The sequence below is a fragment of the Larkinella ripae genome, from assembly GCF_054780775.1.
The window spans coordinates 23,683-36,292 of sequence record NZ_BAAGVR010000014.1 but is presented as its reverse complement, the minus strand read 5'-3'; the positions used below and the strand labels follow the sequence as shown (position 1 = coordinate 36,292).

12 protein-coding genes are annotated in these 12,610 nt (G+C 53.7%); 6 read left to right on the top strand and 6 right to left on the bottom strand.

Annotated elements, in window-relative coordinates:
- Positions 1 to 86: 86 nt before the first annotated feature.
- Positions 87 to 1,034: a gliding motility-associated ABC transporter ATP-binding subunit GldA gene (gene gldA / locus ACYVHX_RS07035; protein WP_460670925.1), complete on the bottom strand. Its 948-nt coding sequence runs from the start codon at positions 1,032 to 1,034 to the stop codon at positions 87 to 89.
- 213 nt (positions 1,035 to 1,247) lie between these two features.
- Here gldA and ACYVHX_RS07030 point away from each other — a divergent pair, with 213 nt between their 5' ends.
- Both ACYVHX_RS07030 and ACYVHX_RS07025 read left to right on the top strand, forming a co-directional pair.
- Positions 1,248 to 1,682, top strand: coding sequence for a lysozyme inhibitor LprI family protein (locus ACYVHX_RS07030; RefSeq protein WP_460670924.1), 435 nt, complete (start codon positions 1,248 to 1,250; stop codon positions 1,680 to 1,682).
- Between the two features lie 11 nt (positions 1,683 to 1,693).
- A complete protein-coding gene (locus ACYVHX_RS07025) occupies positions 1,694 to 3,349 on the top strand; it encodes an amino acid permease (RefSeq protein WP_460670923.1) in 1,656 nt (551 codons plus the stop codon).
- A gap of 290 nt (positions 3,350 to 3,639) precedes the next feature.
- Here ACYVHX_RS07025 and ACYVHX_RS07020 read toward each other — a convergent pair whose 3' ends face one another.
- From ACYVHX_RS07020 to panC, 5 genes are all read right to left on the bottom strand, one after another.
- The gene (locus ACYVHX_RS07020) at positions 3,640 to 4,326 is read right to left on the bottom strand and encodes a zinc metallopeptidase (protein ID WP_460670922.1); all 687 of its coding nucleotides are present in this window, start codon (positions 4,324 to 4,326) and stop codon (positions 3,640 to 3,642) included.
- Between the two features lie 152 nt (positions 4,327 to 4,478).
- Positions 4,479 to 4,961, bottom strand: a complete 483-nt coding sequence (gene rfaE2, locus ACYVHX_RS07015) for a D-glycero-beta-D-manno-heptose 1-phosphate adenylyltransferase (RefSeq protein WP_460670921.1) — start codon at positions 4,959 to 4,961, stop codon at positions 4,479 to 4,481.
- Positions 4,962 to 5,059: 98 nt separating this feature from the next.
- On the bottom strand, positions 5,060 to 6,094 hold the full coding sequence (locus tag ACYVHX_RS07010; protein WP_460670920.1) for a lysylphosphatidylglycerol synthase transmembrane domain-containing protein: 1,035 nt from the start codon (positions 6,092 to 6,094) through the stop codon (positions 5,060 to 5,062).
- A gap of 148 nt (positions 6,095 to 6,242) precedes the next feature.
- Positions 6,243 to 6,590 (bottom strand): aspartate 1-decarboxylase, encoded by a 348-nt coding sequence (gene panD, locus ACYVHX_RS07005; protein ID WP_460670919.1) that lies wholly within the window; start codon positions 6,588 to 6,590, stop codon positions 6,243 to 6,245.
- A 112-nt stretch (positions 6,591 to 6,702) separates the two neighbouring features.
- Entirely contained in the window at positions 6,703 to 7,545 is an 843-nt protein-coding gene (panC, locus tag ACYVHX_RS07000; protein ID WP_460670918.1) for a pantoate--beta-alanine ligase, read from the bottom strand.
- A 200-nt stretch (positions 7,546 to 7,745) separates the two neighbouring features.
- On the opposite strand from panC, the gene ACYVHX_RS06995 reads away from it, so the two are divergent.
- The 4 genes from ACYVHX_RS06995 to ACYVHX_RS06980 all read left to right on the top strand — a co-directional run bounded on the left by ACYVHX_RS06995 (position 7,746) and on the right by ACYVHX_RS06980 (position 12,608).
- The gene (locus ACYVHX_RS06995; protein ID WP_460670917.1) at positions 7,746 to 8,555 is read left to right on the top strand and encodes a glycogen/starch synthase; all 810 of its coding nucleotides are present in this window, start codon (positions 7,746 to 7,748) and stop codon (positions 8,553 to 8,555) included.
- A complete protein-coding gene (locus ACYVHX_RS06990; protein ID WP_460670916.1) occupies positions 8,485 to 9,942 on the top strand; it encodes a DUF4270 family protein in 1,458 nt (485 codons plus the stop codon). Before ACYVHX_RS06995 ends, ACYVHX_RS06990 begins: the two co-directional genes overlap by 71 nt.
- A gap of 206 nt (positions 9,943 to 10,148) precedes the next feature.
- Complete coding sequence (gene glmS, locus ACYVHX_RS06985) at positions 10,149 to 12,002, top strand: glutamine--fructose-6-phosphate transaminase (isomerizing) (protein WP_460670915.1); 1,854 nt, start codon at positions 10,149 to 10,151, stop codon at positions 12,000 to 12,002.
- A 234-nt stretch (positions 12,003 to 12,236) separates the two neighbouring features.
- Complete coding sequence (locus ACYVHX_RS06980; protein WP_460670914.1) at positions 12,237 to 12,608, top strand: Rid family detoxifying hydrolase; 372 nt, start codon at positions 12,237 to 12,239, stop codon at positions 12,606 to 12,608.
- Positions 12,609 to 12,610 lie beyond the last annotated feature (2 nt).

Below are 12,610 nucleotides of genomic sequence, written 5' to 3'. Positions count from 1 at the left end.
CTAAATAACGAATGTTGACTATCGAAACAAAGAGGCAGCGCCACTTCGATAGTCAACATTCGTTATTTAGTATTCGATATATATCATTACACATTTGGAGCCGTCGGTGCGGTTAACTCCCTGAAAATTCCTTCCAGACTGCTTTCCTGCTGTTTCAGCCCCACAAGGGTCAGATTTTTGTCGGCGGCCAGCCGGAAGATGGCCGCGCGCAGATCGCTTTCTTTGCTGGCCGTGAGCCGGTAGCGGTTTTCGCCCAGCACCTCAACCCGCCGAACTCCGGGCAGGCTATGCAAAACCGCTACATCCGTTAAATCCTGCTCAAACTCGGCCACGACCGCAATCGAATCGTCGGCGGTTTCCCGCAGGTGGCTCAGTTGCCCGTCGGCCACAACCCGCCCCTGATTAATGATGATCACCCGGTCGCAGAGCGCTTCGACTTCCTGCATGATGTGCGTGGAAAACAACACGGTTTTTTCGCGGCCGATGGTGCGGATGACCTGCCGGATTTCCGTGAGCTGATTGGGGTCGAGTCCCGTGGTGGGTTCGTCCAGAATCAAAACCGGCGGATTATGGATCAGGGCCTGGGCCAGTCCGACGCGCTGCCGGTAGCCTTTTGATAACTGACCGATTTTTTTCCGTTGCTCCAGCTCCAGCCCCACCAGCCCGATGATCTCGGTGATGCGGTGACCCAGGGCGCTTCCCCGCAACCCGTGCAGCGAACCCGCGAACTGCAAAAATTCCTTGACGTACATGTCCAGGTACAACGGATTGTGTTCGGGCAGGTAGCCCAGACTCCGCCGGACATCGATGGAATGCGTCCGGACGTCAAAACCGTTCACGGCCACCGTGCCTTCCGTGGGCGGCAGATAAGCCGTGGCAATTTTCATGGTGGTGGATTTTCCGGCGCCGTTCGGACCCAGAAAACCCACAATTTCGCCGGGTTGAATCGCAAACGAAACCGAATCGACGGCCCGTTGGGGCGACGTACCCGGGCGGGTGTATACCTTCGTAAGGTTTTGTACCTGAATAGACATCGATCAGAACGAAAGTGCAAAGAGACAACCTGCGATGGAATAAAACAACAACCTGTTTTGGCAAAGTAACGCAATACGGCCTACCGGAATTGCCGTTGTATGTCAGGCGGCTTTGCTCTTTGTAGTAACGGCGTTTTTGCAAAACCGCTTTTAAAACCAAAAACAATTTTTATTTTTAACCTTCTGTTTATGCCTGTGGGGCGAATCGCTGCCATGAAAACAAAGCACATAGGTACGTTAATGGGCTGCCTGATAGCCATCAGTACCTGGGCGCAGCTACCGGGAATTCAGAATCCAGCCCGAACGAATCCGAACCATCCGCCGGAAGGTTTCACCAACTGTGACAATGCCCAGACGCAGGCCGAACTGAACCTGTGCGCGGAGATGCGGTTTCAGAAAGCGGACCACGAATTGAACGCCGTCTACAAGCAGTTGCTCGGATTTCTGTCCAAAGAAGACAAGGCGATGGTGGTGGACGCACAGCGCCAGTGGATTGCTTACCGCGATGCGCACTGTAAATTTTATGAAAAAATGTACGCGGGCGGCTCCATGCTGACGATGGTGCTGGCCAACTGCAAAGAAACCACCACCCAGAGCCGGATTAGCGAACTGAAAGAATTAATCGCCGAACGTAAACTTAGACAATAGACACCAGCCGTATGAGTGACTCAGTGTTCCGGAAAAAATCGGTTACCAAAACCGTAGCGGATGTAAACGAGGGAGATGCTTCACATATGAATAAAATTTTGGGCGTTCGCGACCTGACCTCGTTTGGCATTGCGGCCATCATCGGCGCCGGAATTTTCAGTACCATCGGGCGGGCCAGTGTCAACGGCGGACCGGCGGTTTCGCTGCTGTTTGTTTTTACGGCCATTGCCTGCGTTTTTACGGCCCTCAGCTACGCGCAGTTTGCCTCCACGGTGCCGGTCAGTGGAAGTGCCTACACATACGCTTATGTCTCCTTCGGGGAGATTTTTGCCTGGATCATCGGCTGGGCGCTCATTCTGGAATACGCCGTCAGCAACATGGTGGTCGCCATTTCGTGGTCGGAATATTTTACGTCGATGCTCGAAGGATTTGGCATTCCGTTTCCGGCCTATTGGGCCACGGACTACGGATCGGCCGCCCGGGCCTATGCGGAGGTGCAAGCCAGCGCTTCGCCGGGCCGTTTGGCCGGTTCCACACGCGAGCTCGCCCAGGCTTTTCAGGACGCCCCGACGCTCGGCGGCTTAAAGCTGATTGCCGATTTACCCGCCGGTGTCATCACGATTCTGATTACGGCGCTGGTCTACGTCGGCATCAAAGAATCCCGTACCGCCAGCAACATTCTGGTGGTGCTGAAACTGGCCGTGATCGGTCTGGTCATTGCCGTCGGGGCCTTTTACATCAAACCCGAAAACTGGTCGCCGTTTGCGCCCAACGGGGTGAGCGGGGTTCTGAGCGGAGTGGCGTCGGTTTTCTTTGCCTTCATCGGTTTTGACTCCATTTCAACAACGGCCGAAGAGTGCCGGAATCCGCAGCGTGATTTGCCCCGGGCGATGATTTACTGCCTGATCATCTGTACGGTTTTATACGTGCTGATCACGCTGGTATTGACCGGGATGGTGAACTACAAGGAGCTGGGTGTCGACGATCCGCTGGCGTACGTGTTTCAGAAAGTAGACCTGAATTTTGTGGCCGGTGTCATTTCGGTGAGTGCCGTGGTGGCCATTACGAGCGCCTTGCTGGTTTACCAACTGGGCCAGCCGCGCATCTGGATGACCATGAGCCGCGATGGGTTGCTGTGGCCCAAGTTCTCGCAGATTCACCCGCGGTATCGGACGCCCTCGTTTGCCACCATTGTAACCGGTTTTCTGGTGGCTATACCGTCGCTTTTTCTGGACATGCAGTTTTTCATCGATCTCACCAGCGTCGGTACCTTTTTTGCCTTTATTCTGGTCTGCGGAGGGATCTTGTACCTGGACGCGAAAGGGCTTTCGAAGCATTCGAAATTTAAGGTGCCCTACGTTAACGGGAAATACATTATCGGGCTGGCGCTGATCGTGACGGTTTTTCTGGTGGCGCAGTCGGGTCATTTGGTTAGCGGGATCGAAGAAAAACCGCTGCTGGCCTTCTTCTGGCTGACCTGGGCGGTTTTTTCCGTTTTATCGTTTCGCTCTAATTTCTCCCTTCTCCCGGTTCTGGGAATTTTGACCAACCTGTACCTGATGACCGAACTGGGAATTAGCAACTGGGCTATTTTTGTGGTCTGGCTGGTCATTGGCCTGGTCATTTATTTCTCGTACGGATACCGCAAAAGTAAACTGGCCGCTTAAAAGCTCCCAAAATCAGGCTACTCTGGCTCGGTAAGTTCATACGCAATGAATGAATACAAAATATTGGATGTACAATCAAAAATAAATTATATCTTGTAAGCTGATTTTGCTTTTCCAGTCCCCGCCGTTTTGCCGGGCCGTCCCGTTTTCCAGAAGAAGTTGAATCTTTACATCTCGCAATAATACAGAAAGCCGACTGGGATTCCCTGCCGGCTTTTTTTCCGTTCTTACCCAAGAAAAAGGGCTACCGTAAAAACCGTAACCCTTTTTCTTGAAAAACTATACGTCGGTTAGTCGCTTCGACGACCGCCCATGAGCAGGCTGGCGTAGTAAAGCAGCGTGGCCAGTGAACCGAGTGCGGCAACCACATAGGTCATGGCAGCCCACCAGAGCGCATCTTTCGCGTAGCCGTATTCCCGCTGATTCACGATATTCCGGTTTTGCACCCAGGCCAACGCCCGGCGGCTGGCGTCGAACTCCACGGGTAGCGTCACGAAGCTAAACAGCGTGGTAACGGCGAACAGGGCGACCCCAATCGCCAGCGGGATGATGGTCGTGTTGATCAGCAAAATACCGATCAGGATGATCCATTGCAGGTAACTCGACGAAATCGTCAGAAAGGGTACCATCGCCGAGCGAAACTTCAGCGGACCGTAAGCCGTGGCGTGCTGCACGGCGTGTCCGCATTCGTGGGCCGCTACAGCCGCAGCCGACACACTTCGCCCATAATAGACGTCGGCACTCAGGTTAACGGTTTTATCCTGCGGGTTATAGTGGTCGGTCAGCATTCCTTCGACCGACAGGACGCGAACGTCGAAGATGTTATTCTCGTGGAGCATCCGCTCGGCAATTTCCTTGCCGCTCAGCCCGTTGCTCAGTCCGATTTGGGAATACTCGTTGAACTTACTCCGCAGCCGCCAGCTAATACCGGCACTGAGCAGAGCGAAAATGATGAAAATAATCCAGATTCCAGGCATAATTTAAGAAAGACCGGGGTCGCCGGTACGATTAAGGTTCGTGGTTAACCGGTAGTGTGGATCACTACATGGTAAACAAATATCAGTAAAAAAACAGTTCATTGTTCATCAGGATCTGCAACCGCTGGTCCCGGTTTTCAGAAGTTCATCCCTCAACGGTAAGCCTCCTGAATTTTGCGAATGAGCGCCGTAGTGGAATAACCCGCCACGAGCGGAATGGTTTGGACCCGGCCGCCGTTTTGCCGTACAACATCAGCCCCCACAATATCGGCCACGGCATAGTCGTCGCCTTTGACCAGCACGTCCGGTTTCAGGGCCTGAATCAGCGCCAGGGGCGTTGGTTCATCGAACAGCGTCACGGCATCGACAAATTCCAGGGCAGCCATCAGCCGGGCGCGGGCGTACTCATTGACGACAGGCCGCAACGGGCCTTTAATACAACTCACCGACGCGTCCGTGTTGAGCCCCAAAATCAGTTTGTCGGCGGTTTGCCGGGCTTTTTCGAGGTAGTCGATATGACCCAGGTGCAGAAGATCGAAGCAACCGTTGGTGAAAACGATGCGCTGGCCTTCCGCGTGCCGTTGGTCGGCCCATTCCACGGCCTGCTGCCGGGTGAGAATTTTGGATTCGGTCATGCGAATGGGCGGTTTTGATGGCTAAAAAGGGTTAGATAGCTGGATGGTTCGCCACTTTTGACCAAGCAACCATCAAAACCAGTTGACAACCCTTAAAATTACGGTTCTACGTTGAGGGTGGGTTGGGCCGCTGCGGTTTTTGGATCCCGGCCTTTCAGCATCACCACCAGAAAGCTCATAGCGCCCAGCAATACCACGTAAAACCACTGCGAAAACAGCATCAGTGTGGCCAGAGTGGCCCCGTCCTGGTTGCTCAGACCGTAGAGCGCCAAGGCGGCTCCGACCAGAATGTTGAACGCTCCGGCTCCGCCCTGCACGGGGGCCGCCATCCCCAGCGAACCCATGATCAGGATGGTCAGGCCGGCGCGCCAGCCCAGATCGGCGGTTTGGGGCATGGCAAAAAACAGCACGAACGACATGAAATAATACAGCGTCCAGATCAGCAGCGTATGAAAAATAAATGCACCCGGATTTTTCAGTTTGCGAATGCTCAGTAGGCCCTCCAGTAAACCGCCGACAAATTTTTCAACCCGTTGATAGAACGGTTTCTGACGCAGGACTTCTTTGTAGCGGTTGTAGAAAAACCAGAGCATCACCGCAAAGCCGAGCAGGCAGCCGCCCACCAGAACGAGCAGCCAGGTGTTATCACCCAGGCGGTTTCCGCTGAATTTCGACGAAAAGAAGTCCATCAGAAACGTGCTGAGCCGGTTAAATTCGATCAGAAACGTTGCGCCGGTGAGCACGAGCAGCATGAGCACATCAAAAATCCGCTCGGCCACCACCGTCCCAAAACTCACGTTAACGGGCACCCCTTCCAGCCGGTTCAGCGTACCGCAGCGGGTTACTTCGCCCATGCGCGGCACCACCAGATTGGCGAAATAACCGGTGAGAACCGCCAGTGTGGTGTTGGCCGGCGCGGGCCGGCGGCCAAACACCGGTTCGATCAGCACCCCCCAGCGGTAGGCGCGGCTCCAGTGGGCCACAATGGTCAGCAAACCCGACACGGCAATCCAGCGGTAATCGGCTTTACTAAACGCATCGAACATGGCCACCCGGTCGATGTCCTTGAATACGTACCAGAGCAACAGGGCCGCAATGCCGAGCGAGAGGCCGTATTTTACGATGTTTTTCAATGAATGACAATGGTTAAAAAAGGTGTTTTGCTGGCTGGAAGACGAAAGGGTTTTGATGGTCAAAAACGGGGTGGAGGGTGGGATAACGCGCTATTTTAACCCCCCCAGCTCTATAAACCGTTTTAATCCATCAGAGCCGGTCAACCACTCAAACCAATCGATTATTCCCATCGGGAAAAACCACCTGCGGGTGATGCGTTTTGGCTTCCTCGGTGGTCATCATGCCGTACGAAATGATGATGATAATGTCGCCAACCTGGGCGCGTCGGGCGGCTGCGCCGTTGAGGCAAATGATGCCGGAGCCGCGTTCGCCCTTGATGACGTAGGTGATCAGACGTTCGCCGTTGTTGTTGTTAACAATGTGAACCTGCTCATTTTCAAGCAACCCGGCGGCATCCATCAGGTCCTCGTCAATGGTGATGCTGCCGACATAATTCAGTTCGGCCTGCGTCACCCGGACCCGGTGGATCTTGGATTTCATTACAGTAATAAACATAGTTGTATCGACTACCCGGTTCAAACGGACGATCAAAAGTAGTGAAAAACCGCCCACCCGTTGCAGTCACCGCAAAAACAGGTGCCGGGCCGAGTTAGTTCAGTCGGTTTTTTCAGACAATGAGGTTATCGATCAGGCGGGTTTTTCCCAGATGAGCGGCAATGCACAGCGCCGTTGCCCCCGGTGCCTGAAGCTGATCGACCGGCTGAAGGGTGTCGGCGTTGGCGATTTCAAAATATTCAAGTCGAAAATCCGGATGGTTTTGTAAATGACTGAGCACGACGGTTTTGGCCGCGTCGATGGAACCGCCGTTGTGGAGTTCATCCCGGGCCTGACTCAGGGCGCGGTATAGTTCGGGTGCTTCCCGGCGTTCGACCGGCGACAGGTTGCGGTTGCGCGACGACATCGCCAGACCGTCATCTTCCCGCACAATGGGCACGCGGACCAGTTCCAGCAGAAAGCCCAGATCGCGAATCAACCGTTTGACTACCGCCACCTGCTGGAGATCTTTCTGACCAAAATAGGTCCGGTTCGGCTGCACGATGTTGAACAACTTGGCGACCACAATGCCGACGCCGTTGAAGTGGCCGGGCCGGAAGGCGCCTTCGAGCACGGTTTCCAGCTCGCCAAAATGAATCTTCAAAACCGGGTTGCCCGGGTACATTTCATCGACCGAAGGCGCAAAAACAAAGTCGCAGCCGGCCGCTTTCAGCAGCTGGCAATCGGCTTCCAGCGTGTGCGGATACCGGGCGAGGTCGTCGGGGTTGTTAAACTGGGTCGGGTTGACAAAAATGCTGCAAACCGTCAGGTCATTGTCGGCTTTGCAGGCAGCGATCAGCGCCATGTGTCCGGCGTGCAGCGCGCCCATAGTCGGAACAAAACCGGTGGACAGTTTTGCGGCCCGCTGGGAATCAAGCGCTTGCCGTAAGCCGGCAATGGTTTCAAAGAGTTGCATACGGGCTTTTTGTTACAAATTGTCGCGGAAGCGGGGTGTAAATTGAAGCGGCAAGTTCGTCATTCCTTGCTTTTCATTGACAAAACAGGAGTTTTTCTGGCGAAAATCTATTGAAATACCAGAAAAAATTGTATAATTTTGCAGATTTTTAATTTAGTCCGCTACGGCGGTGTATTTCACTAAAGCCCCCCAATCGTGTTATGAGCAAACTTCGGATTCTCTACGTTGCCAGTGAAATCAACCCGTTTCTTCAGACCTCTGCGGTTGCCGATTTTGTTCGGAAACTGCCCCAGGCCATGCAGGAACGCGGGATGGAAATTCGCATTCTGGTACCACGTTTCGGGCTGATCAATGAGCGCAAAAACCGGCTCCATGAGGTCGTTCGTCTATCGGGTATCAATATTACGGTAGGCGACGAAGAGAAGCCACTGATTATCAAAGTGGCCTCGATCCCCAATGCCAAGCTCCAGGTGTATTTTATTGACAATGAAGACTATTTTCAGCGTAAACACGTTTTTCTTGACAAGGATGACCGATTCTACGAAGACAACGACGAGCGGACTATTTTCTTCTGCAAAGGCGTACTGGAAACCGTGAAAAAACTGGGCTGGTCGCCCGATATCGTCCACTGTAACGACTGGATGACGGCGCTGATCCCGTTGTACCTGAAAACCACCTACAAAAACGATCCGATGTTTAAGGATACGAAGTCGGTTTTCTCGGTCTACAACAGCTCGTTTTCGTACCGGTTTGACGACGGCCTGGTCGAAAAAGCCAAGGCGATGGACGTGGATGAAGACATGCTGAAATACCTGAAATCGGCCGATTTCGACGGTTTTATCCGCATGGGTTGCACCTATGCCGATGTCGTGGTGAAAGCCGACGAAGATTATAGCGAGAGTTTAAATAGTATCTTGAATGATTTGTCCGACAAAAAAGTTGAACTCACCGAAGAAGGCCAGGAAGTTGCTGATCAATACTACAATCTTTATACGGAACTGGCGGGCTAAGCGAAGCTGGCAAACCATCAATACCGTCCGGCTAAGCATGCTGGCCGGGATGGTTGCGCTCGTTGCGGTGCTGGTGGCCTGCGAAGAACCCAAAGACATCGGCCTGCCGCCGAACACGGCCATCGGGGTTTTGTATACCGATACCCTGACCGTCAGAACGTCCACGGTTCAGCTCGACTCGGTGATCACCGACCGGAACATCCGGTTGTTCAGCGGGCAATATAATGACCCGGTTTTTGGCAAACTATCGGCCAAAACCTTTGCGCAGTTGTATGTGGCAACCGGGAGTTTCAAAACCGAGGGCGAAATGGTGTACGACTCGCTGCGGATCGGCCTGGGGTATGCGTATGTCTACGGCGATACGAACAGCGTGCAGGACATTTACGTCCACCGGCTGACCGAAGACCTGGATTCGACCAAGCGCTATACCTCGGCTTCGTCGGCCGCTTACAGTACGCAGCCGCTGGCCAGACTCCAGATCAAACCGTCGGCTCTGGGCGAGATCAAAACCGCCCGTATGCCGGACGCGCTGGGTCGGGAGCTGCTGGATCTTTCGAAAGGATCGGGGATTACCCAGACCGCCTTCGAGAAAGTCTTTAAAGGCATTGCGATTGTTCCGGGGGCAAACAACACCGCGGTTTTGGGATTCAACAACAATCCCAATAACATGTATCTGGAGATGTTTTACCACAGTTCGACGGATACGACCAAAAAGTATTCCGCCGGTTTTTACGTAACCCGGGCCAAACCATCGTTCAGCCAGATCAAGGCCGACCGGGCCGCCACTAAACTGGCGGGTCTAAGCGTCTCCAGACCGTTGAGTGGCTCGGCTACCGGTGGCGAAGCGTTTGTGCAGATTGCCACGGGCGTTACCACGAAAGTAAGTTTTCCAACGCTCGAAAACCTGAAAAAAGAAACCGGTCGGGTGGCTATCAACCGCGCCGAGTTGCAGTTTTTCGTGAAAGGAGGCAGCCCCGGTGGGCCCATACCGTCCATCATGACGCTGGCGCAAACCAACGCCGACAACCGGATTCTGTACACGACCGAGGCCAGTTCCGGAACCTCGTTGTTTCATTTGCTGCAAACCCAGACCGGTACGTTTCAGACGAACGGCAAGTGGTACTATCCGCAAATCGTCGGTTACAGCAGCCGGCAGAAGACGTACACGTTCGATTTGACGACGCATCTGCAATCCATACTGGTCGGTTTTCAGCCCAATAACGGCCTGGTTCTGTTCCCGACCTCGTCCAGCGGACTGATCCAGCAAAGCAATACGGGGGCCTCCGTTTACCTGGCAGAGCCTTACCTCTACAATCAACTCAACGGGGCGGTTTTGAGCGGTCCGATGAATGCGAAACTGGTGGTGTTCTACACGTACACCCCCTAGACGATCTGGCAAGAAATTTGAAGCCAGCCCCAATGGGCTGGCTTTTTTGTTTCTGTACTTTCCGGTTAAAAACCGCCCTGATCATCTGTTTTATTTGTATCTTTCTCAGAGCGAAGCCGGTTTTTGCTGACATTTTATGAATAGCGGCAGGCATCCTTAAATATTTTAAAAACTGATTGCTCAACACCATTTAAATTTCAAAAACTATGTGTGGAATTGTCGCTTATGTAGGGCATCGCGATGCGGCTCCGCTGATTCTAAAAGGGCTGAAACGACTGGAGTACCGGGGCTACGATAGCGCCGGTCTGGCTTTGCTGGATGCGGAAAATCCGGATCAGGCCGGGCTGAACGTATACAAGAAAAAAGGCAAGGTCGCTGACCTGGAACAGGAGCTGGCGGGAAAAGATCTGCGCGCCAGCATTGGCATCGGCCACACCCGCTGGGCCACGCACGGCGCCCCCAACGATGTGAATGCCCACCCGCACGAGTCGCACGACCGGAAACTGGCGATCATCCACAACGGGATCATTGAAAACTACGCGGCCATTAAGCAGAATCTGATTCGGAAAGGCCACGTTTTCCGTTCCGAAACCGACTCGGAAGTCCTGATTCAGTTCATTGAAGACATCCGGAAAGAAACCGGATCGACGCTGGAGGAAGCCGTTCGGCAGGCGTTGCAGGAGGTCGTCGGGGCGTATGCCATTGTGATCCTTTCGGAAGAAGACCCGACCCAGCTGATTGCCGCCCGCAAAGGAAGCCCGCTGGTGATCGGAGTCGGGAAGAATGAATATTTCTTTGCCTCGGACGCTACCCCCATCATCGAATACACCAAGGATGTGGTGTACCTGAACGATCACGAAATTGCCGTGGTGCGCAACGGTGAACTCCGGCTGGTGACGCTCGACAATACGCAGACAACGCCCTACATTCAAAAGGTGGAACTCGAACTGGAAGCGATTGAAAAAGGCGGTTTTGAACATTTCATGCTGAAAGAGATCTTCGAGCAGCCGCGTTCCATTGCCGACAGCATGCGGGGCCGGGTTCGGGCCGACGACGGGCACCTGCAACTGGGCGGTCTGCGCGATTACCTGGACCAACTGGCGGCTTCGGAGCGGGTGGTAATTGTCGGTTGCGGAACATCCTGGCATGCCGGCCTGGTAGCCGAATACATTTTTGAAGAATTGGCCCGGATTCCGGTGGAAGTAGAGTATGCGTCGGAGTTTCGGTACCGTAACCCGATCATCAAGGAACGGGACATTGTGATTGCCATTTCGCAGTCGGGTGAGACGGCCGATACGCTGGCCGCTATCGAGCTGGCAAAGTCGAAAGGAGCCACCATTTTCGGCGTTTGCAACGTGGTCGGTTCGTCCATTGCGCGGGCGACCCACGCGGGCGCCTACACCCACGCCGGACCGGAAATTGGCGTGGCCAGCACAAAGGCATTCACGGCCCAGGTGACGGTTTTGACGCTCATGGCCATCACGGCGGCCCAGCGGAAAGGAACGATTTCCGAAACGCTGTTCCGGCAATTGCTGGCCGAGTTGGAACACATTCCGGCGCTGGTCGATCAGGTGCTGCAGAACGCCGAAAAAGTAAAGGAGATTGCTTACATTTTTACGTACGCCAAGAATTTCATCTACCTGGGCCGGGGCCTGAATTTCCCGGTTGCGCTGGAAGGAGCGCTGAAACTGAAAGAAATTTCGTACATCCACGCCGAGGGCTATCCGGCGGCCGAGATGAAACACGGGCCGATTGCGCTCATCGATGAGGACATGCCGGTGGTGGTGATTGCAACGAAAGACAGTTCGTACGAAAAAGTGGTTTCGAACATTCAGGAAGTAAAAGCCCGCAAAGGCCGGGTGATTGCCGTCGTCACGGAGGGCGACGAGCAGATTCGGGGCATGGTCGATTTTGTGATTGAAATTCCGAAGGTTCACGACATTCTGATGCCGCTGATTTCGGTCATTCCGCTGCAATTGCTGTCGTACTACATCGCCGTGATGCGCGGCCGCAACGTCGATCAGCCGCGTAACCTGGCGAAGTCGGTGACGGTGGAATGACCTGTCACGTTTTTGAACCGTGACAGGTCTGAAGACACCGCTCGTAAATCAGACCATAAAAATGTAAGTCGACCAGACCTGTCCCGTTTTCAAAACGGGACAGGTCTATTTTATTTGCCATCCGACGGTTTTGATTGTTAACTTGCAGCTTGAAAATTGTATCCAACGCAGGAGGACAAAAACCGGCGTTCGCTGAAAACCGGTTTTGCCGTTAACGCTTTACATTTCCTCACGATGTCAACAAAAAAAATCATATTTTCTCCCGATGCTCCGGCCCCCATCGGTCCTTACAACCAAGCGGTTATGGTTAATGACACGCTGTACGTTTCGGGTCAGATCGCGTTCGAGGTGGCGGCATCCGGCGATATTCAGGCCGAAACCCGCAAGGTGATGGAAAACATTGGCACCATTTTGAAGGTGGCCGAACTGTCGTTTGAAAACGTGGTCAAAGCCACCATTTTTGTGAAGGACCTCAACAACTTCGGGGCCATCAACGAGGTGTACGGCAGCTTTTTCAGCGCTGATCCACCGGCCCGCGAAACCGTCGAAGTGGCGCGTCTGCCCAAAGATGTCAACGTCGAAATATCAGTTATTGCTGTTCAATAAGG

What these genes read in the sequence shown, in the direction of transcription:
- rfaE2 (WP_460670921.1), bottom strand. Translation starts at nt 4,961, where the DNA reads ATGACCGAATCCAAAATTCTCACCCGGCAGCAGGCCGTGGAATGGGCC.
- ACYVHX_RS07020 (WP_460670922.1), bottom strand. Translation starts at nt 4,326, where the DNA reads ATGCCTGGAATCTGGATTATTTTCATCATTTTCGCTCTGCTCAGTGCC.
- ACYVHX_RS07025 (WP_460670923.1), top strand. Translation starts at nt 1,694, where the DNA reads ATGAGTGACTCAGTGTTCCGGAAAAAATCGGTTACCAAAACCGTAGCG.
- gldA (WP_460670925.1), bottom strand. Translation starts at nt 1,034, where the DNA reads ATGTCTATTCAGGTACAAAACCTTACGAAGGTATACACCCGCCCGGGT.
- panD (WP_460670919.1), bottom strand. Translation starts at nt 6,590, where the DNA reads ATGTTTATTACTGTAATGAAATCCAAGATCCACCGGGTCCGGGTGACG.
- panC (WP_460670918.1), bottom strand. Translation starts at nt 7,545, where the DNA reads ATGCAACTCTTTGAAACCATTGCCGGCTTACGGCAAGCGCTTGATTCC.
- ACYVHX_RS07030 (WP_460670924.1), top strand. Translation starts at nt 1,248, where the DNA reads ATGAAAACAAAGCACATAGGTACGTTAATGGGCTGCCTGATAGCCATC.
- ACYVHX_RS06980 (WP_460670914.1), top strand. Translation starts at nt 12,237, where the DNA reads ATGTCAACAAAAAAAATCATATTTTCTCCCGATGCTCCGGCCCCCATC.
- ACYVHX_RS06995 (WP_460670917.1), top strand. Translation starts at nt 7,746, where the DNA reads ATGAGCAAACTTCGGATTCTCTACGTTGCCAGTGAAATCAACCCGTTT.
- glmS (WP_460670915.1), top strand. Translation starts at nt 10,149, where the DNA reads ATGTGTGGAATTGTCGCTTATGTAGGGCATCGCGATGCGGCTCCGCTG.